The organism is Acidisphaera sp. S103 (assembly GCF_009765975.1).
GTDB lineage: Bacteria > Pseudomonadota > Alphaproteobacteria > Acetobacterales > Acetobacteraceae > Rhodopila.
On record NZ_LMUJ01000064.1, the window covers coordinates 23,099 to 38,787 of the forward strand.

General features: G+C 62.5%; 14 protein-coding genes. 8 read left to right on the forward strand and 6 right to left on the reverse strand.

Annotation, left to right across the window (positions count from 1 at the left end):
- The first annotated feature begins 308 nt into the window (after positions 1-308).
- The 6 genes from GSQ89_RS22370 to GSQ89_RS22395 all read left to right on the forward strand — a co-directional run bounded on the left by GSQ89_RS22370 (position 309) and on the right by GSQ89_RS22395 (position 8,464).
- Positions 309-3,743 carry a response regulator gene (locus GSQ89_RS22370; protein ID WP_216856331.1) on the forward strand — a complete coding sequence of 1,145 codons (3,435 nt, stop codon included), beginning with the start codon at positions 309-311 and terminating at the stop codon, positions 3,741-3,743.
- Positions 3,744-3,752: 9 nt separating this feature from the next.
- Complete coding sequence (locus GSQ89_RS22375) at positions 3,753-4,580, forward strand: protein-glutamate O-methyltransferase CheR (RefSeq protein WP_158929398.1); 828 nt, start codon at positions 3,753-3,755, stop codon at positions 4,578-4,580.
- A complete protein-coding gene (locus GSQ89_RS22380) occupies positions 4,580-5,152 on the forward strand; it encodes a chemotaxis protein CheB (RefSeq protein WP_158929400.1) in 573 nt (190 codons plus the stop codon). The genes GSQ89_RS22375 and GSQ89_RS22380 overlap by 1 nt, the downstream gene beginning before the upstream one ends.
- 8 nt (positions 5,153-5,160) lie before the next feature.
- Positions 5,161-6,702, forward strand: coding sequence for a response regulator (locus tag GSQ89_RS22385; RefSeq protein WP_158929402.1), 1,542 nt, complete (start codon positions 5,161-5,163; stop codon positions 6,700-6,702).
- Positions 6,703-7,316: 614 nt separating this feature from the next.
- Entirely contained in the window at positions 7,317-7,733 is a 417-nt protein-coding gene (locus tag GSQ89_RS22390; RefSeq protein ID WP_158929404.1) for a low affinity iron permease family protein, read from the forward strand.
- Positions 7,734-8,104: 371 nt separating this feature from the next.
- On the forward strand, positions 8,105-8,464 hold the full coding sequence (locus GSQ89_RS22395; RefSeq protein ID WP_158929405.1) for a hypothetical protein: 360 nt from the start codon (positions 8,105-8,107) through the stop codon (positions 8,462-8,464).
- Between the two features lie 45 nt (positions 8,465-8,509).
- Here GSQ89_RS22395 and GSQ89_RS22400 read toward each other — a convergent pair whose 3' ends face one another.
- The 6 genes from GSQ89_RS22400 to GSQ89_RS22425 all read right to left on the reverse strand — a co-directional run bounded on the left by GSQ89_RS22400 (position 8,510) and on the right by GSQ89_RS22425 (position 13,961).
- The gene (locus GSQ89_RS22400) at positions 8,510-10,267 is read right to left on the reverse strand and encodes a cytochrome c biogenesis protein DipZ (protein ID WP_158929406.1); all 1,758 of its coding nucleotides are present in this window, start codon (positions 10,265-10,267) and stop codon (positions 8,510-8,512) included.
- Between the two features lie 9 nt (positions 10,268-10,276).
- Complete coding sequence (gene msrA / locus GSQ89_RS22405) at positions 10,277-11,002, reverse strand: peptide-methionine (S)-S-oxide reductase MsrA (RefSeq protein ID WP_254073317.1); 726 nt, start codon at positions 11,000-11,002, stop codon at positions 10,277-10,279.
- A 19-nt stretch (positions 11,003-11,021) separates the two neighbouring features.
- A complete protein-coding gene (msrB, locus tag GSQ89_RS22410; protein WP_158929407.1) occupies positions 11,022-11,513 on the reverse strand; it encodes a peptide-methionine (R)-S-oxide reductase MsrB in 492 nt (163 codons plus the stop codon).
- 55 nt (positions 11,514-11,568) lie between these two features.
- Entirely contained in the window at positions 11,569-12,285 is a 717-nt protein-coding gene (locus tag GSQ89_RS22415; RefSeq protein WP_158929408.1) for a DNA-3-methyladenine glycosylase I, read from the reverse strand.
- Positions 12,286-12,384: 99 nt separating this feature from the next.
- Positions 12,385-13,197, reverse strand: a complete 813-nt coding sequence (locus GSQ89_RS22420) for a nucleoside phosphorylase (protein WP_158929409.1) — start codon at positions 13,195-13,197, stop codon at positions 12,385-12,387.
- Positions 13,198-13,253: 56 nt separating this feature from the next.
- Positions 13,254-13,961, reverse strand: coding sequence for a thioredoxin family protein (locus tag GSQ89_RS22425; protein WP_158929410.1), 708 nt, complete (start codon positions 13,959-13,961; stop codon positions 13,254-13,256).
- A 487-nt stretch (positions 13,962-14,448) separates the two neighbouring features.
- Between GSQ89_RS22425 and GSQ89_RS22430 the strand changes: the two genes are divergently transcribed.
- Both GSQ89_RS22430 and GSQ89_RS22435 read left to right on the forward strand, forming a co-directional pair.
- On the forward strand, positions 14,449-15,045 hold the full coding sequence (locus tag GSQ89_RS22430; RefSeq protein ID WP_254073318.1) for a sigma-70 family RNA polymerase sigma factor: 597 nt from the start codon (positions 14,449-14,451) through the stop codon (positions 15,043-15,045).
- Complete coding sequence (locus tag GSQ89_RS22435; RefSeq protein WP_158929411.1) at positions 15,035-15,676, forward strand: NrsF family protein; 642 nt, start codon at positions 15,035-15,037, stop codon at positions 15,674-15,676. The genes GSQ89_RS22430 and GSQ89_RS22435 overlap by 11 nt, the downstream gene beginning before the upstream one ends.
- Positions 15,677-15,689 lie beyond the last annotated feature (13 nt).

Sequence of the window (15,689 nt, forward strand, 5' to 3'; positions counted from 1 at the left end):
TGTGCGCGGACCCGCGTCAGGCGAATGATGTTGACACATCAGCCTCGTTTTGGGCCAGCGACGTCCTGGCCATCTGATCCTGTACCTTACTGGGGCGGATGGCCCGGACTGACTGGCGCCGGGCCATGACGAATCAAGAGACGCCGGGGCATGACGAACCAAGAGACGCCGAGCGATAACGAAGCAAGAGGTTCAGCACATGTTGATGCGAGCCTACTGGCTCGCGCGTTCCAAAATTTGTACAAGGGTTTCTGATTCAATGGTTTTGCCTGCCCCACCGCCCTGATGAAACGCTGACGAGAGTCCTGATGAACCAGATGGCCGTACCCACCACCCCGACGCGCAAATCGGGGATGGACCCACGCGTCTCGCTTGGCCTCGCAGCCGCCCTCGTCTTCTTTCTGATCAGTGGCGCAGTCGCCTACTTCAATATCCGGACCCTCCGGGAGGACAATGAAGGGATCATTCGGTCCCATGAGATTGTCGCGACCCTCGATGGATTGCTGTCCACCGTCCAGGACGCGGAAACCGGACAGCGGGGTTTCCTGCTGACCGGTGATGAGCACTATCTTGAGCCATACAATGCAGCCCTGCTGGCGGTCACCTCACAGCTCGACGCGCTGTCCGAGCTGACGCGCGACAACCCGAGACAGCAGAACAGGATCGGGCCGCTGAAGCTGCATATCGGTGCCAAACTCGCGGAGCTGAAGCAAACCATCGATTTGCGCCGTGCGCAGGGCGCCGCAGCCGCTCTGTCGGTTGTCGAGACCGATCGTGGCAAGGTCGAAATGGACACGGTCCGCGCCCAACTCGGGGCCATGGGTCAGGAGGAAGCCGAGCTGCGCCAAACACGGCTCGTCGAAATGAGGGACGCCTACAAGACGGCGTTTGCCGGCAGTGTCCTGTCGTGCCTGCTGGGCATCGTTCTGACCGCGATCGTCGGCTTCCTGATCCGCAGGGCGATGATCGCCCGCCAGCGGCAGGACTGGCTGCGGGTGGGCCAGGTCGGGCTGTCCTCGGCGATGCTAGGCGATCAGCGTTCGGAGCAGATCGGTGGCAACATTCTGGGATTCCTGGCGCGGTACCTGGATGCGCACGCCGGCGCGGTCTTTGTCGGCGATGGCGACGCCTATCGGCGGGTGTCGACATACGGCGTTCCTGCGGATGCCAACATGCCCGAAGGGTTTAGGCCGAGGGAGGGATTGCTTGGCCAGGCTGCCGTCGAAGGCCGGCCTTTTATCATCCGGGATGTGCCCGACGGCTATCTGACGGTCGCCTCGGCGCTTGGCCAGGACAAACCCAGGCACCTGGTGATTTCGCCCGCAAGTGTCGATGGCGCGGTCAACACCGTCGTCGAACTCGGCTTTATCAACCCGGTGAACGAAGACACCCTGGCCCTTCTGGATCGGGCCTCGGAATCCATTGGCGTGGCGGTTCGTTCCGCAAGCTATCGCGCCGAGCTGCAAAAGCTGCTGGAAGAGACCCAGAGCCAGTCCGAGGAGCTTCAGGTTCAAAGCGAGGAGTTGCGCGTCTCAAACGAGGAACTCGAAGAGCAGAGCAGAGCACTGAAAGAATCGCAGGTTCGGCTTGAGCAGCAGCAGGCGGAACTGGAACAGACCAACACACAGCTTGAAGAGCAAGCCCAACAATTGGAAGCGCAGCGTGACGATCTTGCGCGAACCACCGCGGCGGTGCAGTTGAAAGCGCGGGAATTGGAGCAGGCGAGCCGATACAAATCCGATTTCCTGGCCAACATGTCGCATGAATTGCGCACGCCGCTGAATTCTTCCCTGATCCTGGCCAAGTTGCTCGCGGACAATGCGGAAGACAACCTGACCGATGAACAGGTCAAATTCGCCAAGACGATCCAGTCGTCCGGCAACGACCTGCTGAACCTGATCAACGATATCCTCGACCTGTCGAAGATCGAAGCGGGACATGTGGATATCAATGCCGAGATGCTGTCGCTCGAACGCCTCAGCAAGGATATCCAGCAGATCTTTCAGCCCATCGCGCAGGAAAAGAACCTGGCATTCGAAATCGACATCGCCGCGGAATGTCCGGCGGCGATCGATACCGATGTCCAGCGGCTGGAACAGGTGCTGAAGAATCTTCTGTCCAACGCCTTCAAGTTTACCGAAAGAGGCAAGGTCGAACTGGCGATCCACCGGTCGGGCCATGGACGAATCGCGTTCTCGGTGACGGATACGGGCATCGGCATATCGAAGGAACAGCAGCAAAGTGTGTTCGAGGCGTTTCGCCAGGCCGATGGAACAATCAACCGCAAATATGGCGGCACCGGCCTGGGTCTTTCGATATCGCGCGAGTTGGTGCGCCTTCTGGGCGGATCCATCGCGTTGCGGAGCCGTGAAGGCGAAGGCAGCACGTTCACGATCGTGATCCCGGAGTCCTATGATCCGGCCAAGGTGTCGCCGCGCGAGCCCAGTATCAGCATCCAAACCGATCCTGTCGTGCAGCGGGCGATGGCCCCCGCGTCCGCACCAGCGCCTGTTTCGCGCAAAGTGGAGGATGACCGCGATACGCTGACGGACACCAAGCGCATTCTACTGGTTGTCGAAGACGATGAGGCCTTTGCCGGTATTCTGCGTGACCTGTCGCGCGAGATGGGGTTCCAATCCCTGATCGCCGGCACCGCCGAGGAGGCATTGAACCTCGCGAAACACTACATGCCGAGCGCGATCGTCCTGGATGTGGGTCTGCCGGATCAGTCGGGGCTTTCCGTGCTGGACCGCCTGAAACGCGATGTCCTGACCCGGCATATTCCGATCCACGTCGTGTCGGCGGGCGATCACGCGCAAACCGCCCTGTCGCTGGGCGCCGTCGGCTATATGCTGAAACCGGTCAAACGCGACGAACTGGTTGATGTGCTGAAGAAACTGGAAGCGAGACTGTCCCAGCGCATGCATCGCGTGCTGATCGTCGAGGATGACGATGTCCAGCGCGCCGCGGTCGGAAAGTTGCTGACGTCGCATGACGTCGAAACAGTGACCGCGGGAACGGCTGCCGAATGCCTTGAGCTTCTCCGGCAGCAAACATTCGACTGCATGGTGCTTGATCTCTCCCTGCCCGATGCCTCGGGCTATTCCTTGTTGGAGACGCTGAGCCGCGAGGACGCGTATTCCTTCCCGCCGGTGATCGTCTACACCGGCCGCGAGCTGTCGCCGGACGATGAACAGCGGCTGCGCCGTTACTCGAGATCGATCATCATCAAGGGCGCGAAATCGCCGGAGCGGCTGCTGGATGAGGTGACGCTGTTCCTTCACCAGGTCGTTTCGGAGTTGCCCGCTGAACAACAGAAAATGATTCGCAAGGCGCGGAACAGGGATGCCATCCTGGAAGGGCGGCGCATTCTTGTCGTCGAGGACGATGTCAGGAACGTCTACGCGCTGACCAATATCCTTGAGCCCCGCGGCGCCCGTGTCGAAATTGCCCGAAATGGCCAGGAGGCGCTTGATATCCTCAATAAATCCACGACGCTGCCCGGCCATGCGATCGATCTTGTTCTGATGGACGTCATGATGCCGGTGATGGACGGGCTGACCGCCACGCGCGAAATCCGAAAGCGGCCCGAATGGAAAGCGCTACCGGTCATCACGCTGACAGCGAAAGCCATGCCCGACGACCAGCAACGTTGCATCGACGCCGGGGCGAATGACTACATGGCGAAACCGCTGGACGTTGAAAAGCTTCTCTCCCTTGTGCGCGTCTGGATGCCGCGATGAGAGAGTCGAATGCTTGAAAAGAAAATCGAGGACATCGAAATCCAACTGCTGCTGGAAGGGCTATATCAACGGTACCATTACGATTTCCGCCATTACGCGTGGGCGTCCGTTAAGAGGCGCTTGAAACAGGCGCGTGAGCAGATGGGGTTTCGCAGCTTTTCCGCGCTGCAGGAAAGCCTGTTGCACGATCCCGGGATGCTTGGCCGGCTATTGGGTTACCTGACCATCCAGGTCAGCGAAATGTTTCGAGATCCGTCCTATTTCCGAGCGATCCGTGAGAAGGTGGTGCCCCACCTGCGTACCTATCCGTCGCTCAAGGTCTGGATCGCCGGCTGCAGCAGCGGCGAGGAACTGTATTCCTTCGTCATCCTTTTCCGCGAAGAAGGTCTGGAGCAACGCACGCTATTCTATGCGACGGATATCAACCAGGATGCACTCGGCAAAGCGGAAGCCGGAATCTACGACCTCGACCGCATCCAGATGTTCACGGAAAATCACAGGAAATCGGGTGGGAAATCGTCGCTGTCCGACTATTACAGCGCGGCTTACGGTAAGGCGTCATTCGATAAAAGCCTGCGCAGGCAGGTCGTGTTTTCGGATCACAGCCTGGTGACCGACGCGGTTTTCGCCGAGATGCATCTGGTATCCTGCCGGAATGTTCTGATCTATTTCGATCGCGACTTGCAGGACCGGGCGCTGGGCCTTTTCAAGGATTCGCTGACACGGAAGGGTTTTTTGGGACTCGGATCGAAGGAAAGCATGCGGTTTTCCAACCATGCGGATTCATTCGCGGACTGCGTGCGGGAAGAGAAAATCTATCAAAAGCGAACTGAGTGATGGGAACATCGGCTGAAGCGATCGTGATTGGCGCATCCGCGGGTGCGGTTGAGGCGTTGTCAGTCATCCTTCCGTCGCTGCCGGCCGACTATGAGGTGCCCATGCTCATCGTCGTCCATGTGCCGCCCGACAACAAAGGCATTCTCGCCCAACTCTTCCAGGCCAAGTGCAACATCGAGGTCCGCGAGGCGGAGGACAAAGAACCGATCAGCGACGGCACGGCTTACTTTGCGCCGCCGGACTACCACCTGCTGGTGGAACCGGACAAAAGCCTGTCACTATCCAGTGATGCACCGGTCCTGTTTTCGCGGCCGTCCGTTGACGTCCTGTTCGAAAGCGCTGCCGATGCCTACGGCGCAGACCTGATCGCGATCGTGCTGACGGGCGCCAATGAGGACGGGGCAGAAGGCCTGAGGGCCGTCGCCGACGCGGGCGGCACCATCATCGTGCAGAGTCCCGAAGGCGCGTATGCTTCGGCCATGCCCGCGGCGGCCATCGCTGCCTGTCCAAACGCCCGCGTTATGTCCCTCGAAGAGATTGCAGCCTACCTACAGGACGTTGAAAAGACATGACACCGATCATGAGCCCCGTTTGCTTTCTGCTGGTGGACGATCTGGAGGAAAACCTTCTGTCACTCGAAGCCCTGCTTCGCCGCGACGGGCTTGTGTTGCTGAAAGCACGTTCGGGTGACGAGGCACTGGAACTGCTGCTGCAAAACGACGTCGCGCTGGCGCTGGTCGATGTGCAGATGCCGGGCCTGAACGGCTTCGAATTGGCGGAACTGATGCGCGGCAACGAACGCACGCGCCGGGTGCCAATCATCTTCGTGACGGCGGGCAACGCCGATAGCCAACGGCACTTTCGCGGCTATGAGGCCGGCGCCGTGGACTTCATTCACAAGCCGATCGAACCCGACATCCTGCGCAGCAAGGCCGACGTGTTTTTCGAGCTTTATCGTCAGCGCCAGCAGATCGCTATCCAGCGTGACGAACTGAAAGCGCGCTCCGACGCGCTGGAGGAAGCGGACCGCCGCAAAGACGAATTCCTCGCCACCCTCGCGCATGAGCTGCGCAATCCACTCGCGCCGCTTCGCCACGGGCTGGATATCCTGCGCAAAAATCCCGACAGCGCGGAGGCGGTGGAAATTCGCCAGATGATGGACCGGCAACTGGTGCACCTGGTCCACCTGATCGACGACCTGCTGGACGTTTCGCGCGTGAGCCAGGGCAAGATCGAACTCCGCAAGGAGCGAATCCAGGCTGTGGACGTTGTTCGTTCAGCATTGGAATCAAGCCGGCCGCTGATCGATTCCGCTCGGCATTCCCTGACGGTCGATGTGCCGCCTGAGCCGATCTGGCTGGATGGCGACCTGACACGCCTGGCTCAGGTGGTTGGCAACCTTTTGAACAACGCGGCCAAATATACGCCGGAAGGCGGCCGCATCGGTCTGTCCTTGCGGACCGATGGCAACGAGGCGGTGATCGCCGTGTCCGATAACGGGCTGGGTATTCCCGCCGACATGCAGTCGAAAGTGTTCCAACTGTTTACCCAGGTGGAAAGCCATACCGATCGTGCGAGAGGCGGGCTTGGGATTGGCCTCGCGCTGGTCAAGCAGCTCGTCACAATGCATGACGGATCGGTCCGCGCGGAGAGCGCCGGGACAGGCCAGGGCAGCATTTTCACGATCCGCATCCCGCTGGCGGCTTACCAGGTGGAAACGCCGCCTTTAGCGGAACAGATAGCCGCTCGACCGGCGCCAACCCGGCCGCTGAAGGTGCTTGTCGTGGACGATAACATCGCGGTTGCCCAGACAGTCGGCTGGATGCTGGAAGAGATCGGGCACGAATACCATCTGGTGCATGACGGGCGGCAAGCCCTTCAGGCGGCGCGCGATTTCAGGCCGGATGCGATTTTGCTGGATATCGGCCTGCCGGTGATGGATGGGTACGCCGTCTGCCGTGCATTCCGCCAGGACGATCTGTTCAAGGATGCGCTGATTATCGCGCAGACGGGCTGGGGCCAGCAGCGGGACAAGAACCTGGCGTCCGAGGCGGGGTTCGATCATCACCTGGTCAAACCTGTGGCGTATGATGAGCTGGAACGGATTCTCGCCAAACCGTAGCGTGATGGCCGTTAAGGCTTCGTACATAAACAAATGCTTCGATGTTTGCACTGTCGCCCAGTCCCGTCATGGCAGGCGTAGGCCTGCCATCCACGCCTTTTTCGAGACCTACACAGCAAGGCGTGGATGGCGGGCCTTCGCCCGCCATGACGATGAGAGGCCGGCGGCGTTCGCCGGACAATTCGCTTATTCCCCGGCGAGCCCTAAGTAGTAGGCGACGCCACATCGCCATGCCCCTGGCGCTGAATAGCAGCGGACGTATACGCCGAGAGCAGGTGGGTCGATTGCCGTGGGATTATGGGCCTTTGCTTGAAACAGCCAGGCAAGGAAGGCCCGCTCGCGACCCACGACCAGCGCCTTCGGCAAATCGGGACGTGCGTTGAAAAAGAAGTGCCAGTTTTTGTGGATCCGTTCCGGCGCGAAAGCATATGGACGCATCAATGCGGCACTTGCGGAATTGTCCCCCTCGGTACCTGCAATGGCGAGAGCTGTGGCGCAATGTTGCCGCGAACCCGGACGCCTGCTGGAACAAGATTCGGCGCATCCTGTCCAAGTGCGGCGATCGTCATGCCGAATGCCCGGCCAAACCTTGATTTCGATAAGGAACTTTAAGGATGAGAGAGATACCCAGCGTGAGCCGGCAGCGAAGCGTGCCGACTTCAGTGACTGCCCGTGCCTTTTCTAGATTTTCCGCGGCAACCGCGCGCAGGACAGGCCATATCGCTCCGTTTGTGATCGCGACGTTGCTGGTGATGGCATGGGCAATCTCGGGCCCTATCGCTCACTGGTCGGATACTTGGCAACTGGTGATGAACACAATTTCCAGTGCCGTGACATTCCTCATGGTTTTCGTGATCCAAGGGAGCCAGAACCGGGACACGGACATCATCAACGCCAAATTGAACGAAATCATTCGCAGTTTGCCGGAGGCTCGCCAAGAATTCCTCAATTTGGACGATCTGAGCGAAGCGCAGCTAAGAGCGCTTAATCTGGCATTCTCGCGGATCGGGAAGGCTGAGAGCCAAGCCTGAACTTTCTGTGAGACATGTGGGAAAGCAGGCAGTTTACGCTATGCCGAACCGATGAAGACAGGTGCATCATGGGCAACCCGAGCACGCGCGGCGCGTTGTACCGGCTGCCGTTGATACATGGGTCTGGCGTTAGGCCTGGGACAACTGATCCAGCACGTTACTGGGGCGGATGGCCCGGACTTCGCCGGGCCATGACGAATGGACTGAGCCATGACGAATGGACTGAGGCCATGACGAATCAATTGGCCATGACGGATTGAGAGTCGGCCACAGCGGCGGCCGGTATTAGAGCGTGACGCGCCCAGCGGAATTCAACTGGTACGTTGGCGTATTGGCGTGCGGCGACGCTATCGCAACGAAGGAGTTGTACCATGGCGCCTGACGATATTCCTGCTGCCGATCCCGCTGCCGAGACGGAAGGGAAACCGGCGTTGGGCGATCCTCGCAGGCGGTCGGTCGGACCGGAGAGCGAGACGCGGGGTGGTCCGGAGGCGGCGGACAAGACCCTGGATCCGCCGTGGCGGCCGGGGAAAGTGCCGGAGAAGGCGAGCCGTGGTGTGGCCGCATCCGATCCTGTGAAACCGCCAGGCCAGCCTCCGGAAATTCCCGATCCGGGTCCGGAGGAGGTGCCGCCCATCGAAGAACCGCCGCGTCCCCTGCCCGTTCCGCCAAACCAACCTCCGCCGCCGATTGTTGCGCTTTCATGCGTAAGCATCGTGCACGGCGGTTGATCTTGACCGCTTCGCGGAGCGCCACCGTGCGGTGGCGGCATCGGGTCAGCCAAACGTAAACGAGTAGGCCGTCGCGCCGGGATCGAGGAAGCGGATCTCGAACGTGTGGTCGCCGATGCCGCCGGCGAGACGAACCAACTGATATAGCCGTTGCGCGTTGATGACACCGTTGCCGTCGGCGTCGGTGTCGACACCATGGTTGTCGCCCGGCGCATGGCCATCGACCAGGACCTGGAACTTTACCGGCTTGCCATCCGGAGCAGGCCCGAGGACCAGGTGCAGGTCCCGCGCGTGAAAGCGATAGGTGATCCCGCCGTCGGGTTGCGTGAGGACGGCGTCCTGGCCGCCAACGCGCCAATCGCCGGTCAGCGCCCACCGATTGAGCGCCAGCGTCGCGGGCGCCGTGTAGGGGTGGACCTGGCCCTGGTCCGCACCGCCAGGGGAGGCGAAGTTCTCGGCGCGATCGGTGCCGATATACGTCTCCGGGGATTCGACATCGGTCATGTCCGCGGCGGCCTCGACACCTTTGCCGGCGACCGAGACGGTGCCTGAGGCGATGTCCTTGTGCCCGGCCTCACGCAGAAGCTGCTGGATCACGTGTTCTGACTCGGCATAATCGCCTTCGCCGAAATGATGGGAACGAATGCGGCCATCGGCGTCTATGAAGTAATGCGCCGGCCAATACTCGTTGTTGAATCCGCGCCAGATCGCATAGTTGTTGTCGATCGCTACGGGATAATCGATGCCAAGGCGTTTCACGGCGGCTCGGACGTTGTCGATGTTCCGCTCGAAGGCGAATTCGGGTGCGTGAACGCCGATGACGATCAGGCCCTCGTCATGGTACTTCTTGGCCCATGCCTCGACGTAGGGCAGCGTGCGCAGGCAGTTGATGCAGGAATAGGTCCAGAAATCGACCAGGACGACATGGCCGCGGAGCGATTCCGCGGTCAGCGGCGGGCTGTTCAGCCAATCGACCGCGCCGGCGAGAGACGGAAGTTGGCCTTCGACCGGCAGCGACGCGGCGGGCGGTTGTGCCGCGGCCATCATCATGGTCGGGCCGGCTTTCATGACCGGGGTATTCGGGGTTGCATGAAGGCGATCGACCAGCGCCTGCTCCACCCCGTTCGTGCTCGCCAGCGAGACTTGCGCGAGCAATCCGGTGTCGAGGCCGGTGGCGATCGCGACAACGCCGGCGAGGACGGCAATGCCGAGCCCGCGGCGTATCCACTCGCCTGCGCCGAGCGATCGTTTCATGGCGGTGAAGACTTTGCCGCCGATGAGCAGGGCAACGGCCAGGGACGTCGCGGCGCCGGCGGCATAGGCGAGAAGCAGGAACGTCGTGCCGAGGCTGGCGCCGTTCAGGGCCGCGCCCGTCAGCAGCAGCCCGAGGATCGGACCGGCGCACGGCGCCCATAGCAGGCCCGTGGCTACACCCAGGACCAGCGAGGAGCCGAAGGTCGCCCCTTCATTCCCGGCGGTTTGTGACAGGCGGGCGCCCAATGCCACGATGGGGCGCGTCATCCTCTCGGAGAGCCGCGGCAGCAGCAGGGTGATACCGAACAGCGCCATGAGAACGATGGCGGCGAGGCGGCCGTAGTAGTTGGCCTCGACGACCCATCCGCCACCGACGGCGGCGAGGGAGGCGACCGCGGCGAAGGTGATCGCCATGCCGGCCAGGATTGGCAGGCCGCTTCGCCTGAAGGGCTGATCGGACCGCGCGAACACGAACGGCAGCACGGGCAGGATGCAGGGGCTCAGGATGGTGAGCACCCCGCCCAGATAGGCGGCGAGGATGAGAAACATGATACCCCCTCAGGAGTTCCGTTTGGCTACCAGAACGGGATCGGGCCGGTAGTCCGCGGGGAAGACCTTTTGCAACGCCCCGATCTTCGGCAGATCGAATTCCGCGATATATGGGCTGTCGGGGTGCAGGGTCAGGTAGTTCTGGTGATAGGCCTCGGCCGGGTAGAAGCCGGTATCCTGCCCGACCTGCGTCGCGATCGCCTTCGGGAACATTTTGGCCTGGTCGAGTTGGGCGATATACGCCTTGGCGATCCGGGCCTGTTCGGGAGTTGCCGTGAAAATCTCCGACCGGTACTGCGTCCCCCGGTCCGGATACTGCTGGTTGAGTTGTGTCGGGTCTGTGGTGACCGAGAAGAATATCTGCAGCAGACGGCCATAGGAGATGACGTGGGGATCGTAGGTGATCCGCACCGATTCAGCGTGCCCCGTGGTGCCGCTGCTGACGACCTCGTATTCCGCCGTGGCGGCGGTGCCGCCGTCATAGCCGGATACGGCGTTGACGACGCCACGGACGTGCTGGAACACGCCCTGGACACCCCAGAAGCATCCGCCGGCGAGGGTCAGCGTTTCGGTGCCGGACCCGGATGGGGTCTCATCCACCAGCGGGGCGGGCAATTTCTGGTTGAGATCGGCGCCTTGGGCGGCGGTGCCGCCGGAGGGACCCAGCAGGTAGACGCCGAGCAGAGCGGCCGCCGGAATGGCCGACATGCGTAACAGAGTCCGGAAATTCCACATTTTAGGTCGCTCCATTTTTTCAGGCTGGCTTGAAGGTCATCGCGACGCCGTTCATGCAATAGCGAAGACCAGTGGGCGCCGGGCCATCGCGGAACACGTGACCAAGATGTCCACCGCAACGGACGCAGTGGATTTCGGTGCGGGCCATACCGAAGCTGGTGTCATTGGTTTCCGCGACCGCATTCGCCAGCGGCTGCCAGAAGCTGGGCCAGCCGGTGTGGCTGTCGTATTTCGTTGCCGATGAAAAGACCGGCAGGTCGCATCCGGCGCAGTCGTACGTGCCGCCGCGCGTTTCGAAGTCAAGTTTGCTGGAGAACGGGCGTTCCGTACCTTCGTGCCGGAGTACGTCGTAAGCTGCCGGGCTGAGGAGGGACCGCCACTCGGCGTCGGTGTGCATCACGGGAAAGACGGCGGACTGTGCCGCGGTCGCGGCCCGATGCCGAGGCAACAGGAAATAGAGCCCGGCACCCGCCAAGGCTGTCATCCCGAGCAATTCGCGTCGTTTGGTCATCGTCACGCCTCCGAAGATGCTTCCGTGACCTTGTTCGGAAGACAGGGCGATTAGGTTACACCGTTCGCGATTTCCGATGCGGCGCCGGACCTGGTTGCGAGTCAACGGTCATGGCAAGGATGCGGCTGATGGCTGTCAAATCCCGGCCCGATTCCTCGGACCAGCGGTTGAACGCGGCTTGCACGGTCGAAAGGTCCCGCTTGCCGGTCGGCGGGTGGTCGATGACGCCCTCGCGAACCAGCGCTGCCACCATATCGGGTGTTGCGATGAAGGCCGGCTTGCCGATTGCCCGAAGAAACCGGCCGGCGGCATCCCCGCCGAGGTGACTGGCGCGCTTCTTCAGGACATCCAAGAGACCCACATAGTCCGCATCCGGCCAGTTCGCGAAGAATTGGGCGGCACTGCCGTGGCTTGTTTTCAGCGTCAGCAGGAATTGGGCGTTGATCTGAACCGACTTGACCTTTGCCCCGTTGCGTACGATTCCCCGGTCCTGCATCAACCGGTCGAAATGCTCTTCCGACATGAATGCACAGGCCTTGGGGTCGAATCCGTTGAAGCCTTTCTCGAAGGCTGGCCACTTGTCGTCGATCACCTTTGCCGAAAATCCAGCGTAGAAGATGCGCCGTGTCATTTCGGCCAGAATTCGATCGTCGGGTGTCGATGCGATCTCAGCCGGCGACCGTGGCGCGGTCGCCGCGAGGATCCGCTCGAGTGCCGGTACGCCCCCTTTCCGCTCCGCGGCCAGCGCAAGGATCTCAGCGAAAGGCGTCATGACGCTGCCCCTTCAAAACGGAATGGCGATCGTTTCGTGACTGATCATACCGTATCCCGTTTTAGTACGGCCGCACCACGATGCCAAGCGCCGGCCGCGTCAGGTCCGCGCGCCCAGATAAGCCTCGGCGACGGCGTCGACGAGCGCGAGCGACGCCGTCGCGCCGTTGGCCTCGCCTTTCTCGAAATCGCCGGATTGGCCCATCTGGTTGGTGACGTGCGCGAAGCAGAGTACCGGCTTGCGGCGCGCCTCGGCGAACGCGTAAAGGGCGGCGGCCTCCATTTCGACGGCCAGGATGCCCTCGGCCCGAGCGGCGGCGATTGCTTGTTGTGTCTCGCGGTAGGGGGCGTCGGTCGTCCAGGTGGCACCGCGCTCCACTGGATCGGTGATTTTTTCCAGCGCGCCTTGCACAATCGACAGCAGGACCGGATCGGCCTCGGCGTAGTCCGACCCGGCGGACAGATAGTGATAGCTGGTGCCCTCGTCGCGCAGTGCCCGCTCGATCAGGATGAAGTAGGGCGGCGGACCCAGCGTGGTGACCTGGCCTGACGAGGTGATGCTGATAAGCAGGCGGCAACCGGAGGCGAACAATTGCTCCGCCACCAGCACGGCGTATGGCGCGCCGACGGCGCAGCCGACGATCCCGTATTCGCGGCCGCCGTGATCGAAGCGGTCCATCGCGCTGTGGTAGCAGGCCCAGCCTGGGACAGGCCGCGTTCGGTCCGCGGCGCGCAGGTAGCGCACGATGTCGCCGTCCGGATCGAGGATGCAGATCGCGGGAACCGGTGTGTCGGGCACGTCCTTCTGGCGGCGGGCCTCGCGCAACAGGCTCTCCGGCGTGAAGGCCGAGGGTGCTCGGTAGCGCTTGGCGCGCAGGATCGGCGGCATAACGCAGAGGCTTCGATCATCCATGTGCATGGTCAGGTGGTCCCGGAGAGAAACTGTCGAGGAATGAGCGACGGCGCCGATCACGATGAACCGGAGGGCGCACGGGCAACCGCGGCGCCCACGATGTGTCCGTCGTCGCGCTGCAGGAGGACGGCGACATCCTGTCCGGCGGGGGAAGGCACCTGCAGGTGAACCGGCGTGCCAGACCACGCGCCGAGGGTGGACATCGAACGGACGATATTGGCTTCCTCCAGCGTGCGTCCGCCGTTTTCGCCGCGGCCGACGGCGGTCCGGTGCAAGCGATCGTAGCCGATCAGGAGCAACGTCCCGTTGCCGGTGCCGGCGCCGACCGAAACGGTCAGACCCTCTGGCCCGCGCTGGATGTCGATCCGTGCGGCGGTTTCCTGGTTTGCCGCCGCCTGTCGCAGGGTGAGGTCAACCGCCGCCGGATCAGACCCCACCGCGTCGCGTTTGCCATCCACGATCAGCGCCGGGGTGTAGACCTCGGGGGACACACCGCGTGCGACATAGTGGCGCTGCCGCTGTGTCGCGGCGTCGAATGAGTAGGGATCGTGCCAACCGAGGTTGTTCCAGTAAGTCACGTGGAAGGTCAGCAGCAGCAGGTCGGGCCGTGTCCGCGCCAGTTCGGCGACCAGAGCGTCCGCGGGCGGACAGGATGAGCAGCCTTCCGAGGTGAACAGTTCGCCCACGACCGGCCGAGCGGCGGGTTGAGCGGCCGCGAGGGTCGGCATCAGGACCGCGATCGCGGCGGCCAGCCAAAAACGCATGTTACGCTCCCGAATAGAGGATATGGCGGACCTGCCTGCCTCTGCTGTTTCCATTCGGGTGGAAGGGGGCGTCGGTTACACCCATCGGCATAACGACACCCCGTCGCACGTTACGGGAATAAAATCGAATTACCGGCGGCCCGTCGGTAACCCGCTCTCGGGAAGTGGCCGTGGATCTATGTGGGCATCATCTGCGCGCATGTTATGTTCGCGGTGTCGCAGACGGGCGGCGATCGACGCGAGGCGGGCCGTTCCCAGGGTCATATCCGGTTGCGGGCCTCGCTATTTTTATCCATGGATTCTAAGGTGCCGGATCGCCTTTGGACCCTCCTCGATCGCAGGGCGCGGGCGGGATCCGAATCGCCGTCACATACAGGGACAGAAACGTGAGGGTCTGCCGTTGTTTTTTTGGCGCGGTACCATCCACGCCTGTAACCGAACCCCGATTGCCGCCGAACATGGTGTTCGAAGCCAACGGGATGAGCATGTGTCGAGCACAATGGCCGCTTTCGAACCGGGTCCGGCCGCCATGGCCCCGATCGTGAGCGGCGATGCGCCCGGCGAGAACTGGGACAGGATGATGGCCGCCGCGCAGGTGGGAGATGCCAATGCGTACAGGACGTTACTCGCCCAACTGGCGCCGTGGTTGCGCCGGTACTACGCAAGGCGCCTGCCGCCTGCCATGACGGAAGATGCGGTCCAGGACGTCCTGCTGGCGATCCACGAGAAGCGTCACACCTATGATCCCGCTCGGCCCTTCGGGCCCTGGCTGGCCGCGATCGCGCGGTACAAATGGATCGACCGGCTGCGTTCGCTGAAGGCGGAAGCGGCCGAACCCCTGGACGAGACGATCGGGGTGCCGGATCACGGCGATACCGTCATCGCCGGCTCGACGTTCCGGCAACTGCTGGCCGGACTGAAGGCGCCGCAGGCCGAAGCCATCCGGCTGGTCAAGCTGGAGGGCTACAGCGTCGAGGAGGCGTCTCGGGCGACGGGTCAGTCGGTCTCCCTCATCAAGGTGAACATTCACCGCGGCATCAAGCATCTCACCAATATGATCAAGGCGGCCGGCGATGCGGACTGACTCCCTGGTCGACCGTCTCAGCCAGGATCTTCGCCCGGTGCGACGGCGGAACATCGTGCGGGAGGCGTTGCTTCTGCTGGTGCTGGGTGTCGTCGAGGTCGCGGCGTTCCTGGGCATGGGGTTCATGCGCCCGGACATGCCGATGGCGATGGATGCGCCGTCCTTCTGGTGGAAGCTCGCCAGCCTGGGGCTGATCGCGGTGCTTGGGGCGGGCGTGGCGATCTTGTCTGCCGATCCCGTCCGATCGCCCCGCCGTGGGCTGCGGTGGATGCTGATCTGCATCGTCATGATCATTGCCAGCGGGTGGCTGATCGACGCCTCCGGGAACGGACTGGGGGACCTGGTTCGCCGTCTCGATTGGGTGCACGGCCTGCAGTGCGTCTGGAAGATGATCGCTCTGTCGATCCCGCCGGCCATCGCGCTGGGCGTGCTGATACGACGCGGTGCGCCGACCGACCGCGGCGGGACCGCGCTGGCCGCCGGCCTGGCGTCGGCCGCCTGGGGCGCGTTCGTGTTCGTCTTCGCCTGTCCGTCGGATGATCCGCTCTACATCGCGGTCTGGTACACCGTTGGATGCTCGATCGTGACGATCCTGGGGCGGGCCATCCTGATGCGGCTGTCACGATGGTGACGATACAGCCGTG

Excerpts from the sequence above, each read along its gene's own strand:
- GSQ89_RS22370 (WP_216856331.1), top strand. The coding sequence starts at position 309 with ATGAACCAGATGGCCGTACCCACCACCCCGACGCGCAAATCGGGGATG.
- GSQ89_RS22375 (WP_158929398.1), top strand. The coding sequence starts at position 3,753 with ATGCTTGAAAAGAAAATCGAGGACATCGAAATCCAACTGCTGCTGGAA.
- GSQ89_RS22380 (WP_158929400.1), top strand. The coding sequence starts at position 4,580 with ATGGGAACATCGGCTGAAGCGATCGTGATTGGCGCATCCGCGGGTGCG.
- GSQ89_RS22385 (WP_158929402.1), top strand. The coding sequence starts at position 5,161 with ATGAGCCCCGTTTGCTTTCTGCTGGTGGACGATCTGGAGGAAAACCTT.
- GSQ89_RS22390 (WP_158929404.1), top strand. The coding sequence starts at position 7,317 with ATGAGAGAGATACCCAGCGTGAGCCGGCAGCGAAGCGTGCCGACTTCA.
- GSQ89_RS22395 (WP_158929405.1), top strand. The coding sequence starts at position 8,105 with ATGGCGCCTGACGATATTCCTGCTGCCGATCCCGCTGCCGAGACGGAA.
- GSQ89_RS22400 (WP_158929406.1), bottom strand. The coding sequence starts at position 10,267 with ATGTTTCTCATCCTCGCCGCCTATCTGGGCGGGGTGCTCACCATCCTG.
- msrA (WP_254073317.1), bottom strand. The coding sequence starts at position 11,002 with ATGTGGAATTTCCGGACTCTGTTACGCATGTCGGCCATTCCGGCGGCC.
- msrB (WP_158929407.1), bottom strand. The coding sequence starts at position 11,513 with ATGACCAAACGACGCGAATTGCTCGGGATGACAGCCTTGGCGGGTGCC.
- GSQ89_RS22415 (WP_158929408.1), bottom strand. The coding sequence starts at position 12,285 with ATGACGCCTTTCGCTGAGATCCTTGCGCTGGCCGCGGAGCGGAAAGGG.
- GSQ89_RS22420 (WP_158929409.1), bottom strand. The coding sequence starts at position 13,197 with ATGGATGATCGAAGCCTCTGCGTTATGCCGCCGATCCTGCGCGCCAAG.
- GSQ89_RS22425 (WP_158929410.1), bottom strand. The coding sequence starts at position 13,961 with ATGCGTTTTTGGCTGGCCGCCGCGATCGCGGTCCTGATGCCGACCCTC.
- GSQ89_RS22435 (WP_158929411.1), top strand. The coding sequence starts at position 15,035 with ATGCGGACTGACTCCCTGGTCGACCGTCTCAGCCAGGATCTTCGCCCG.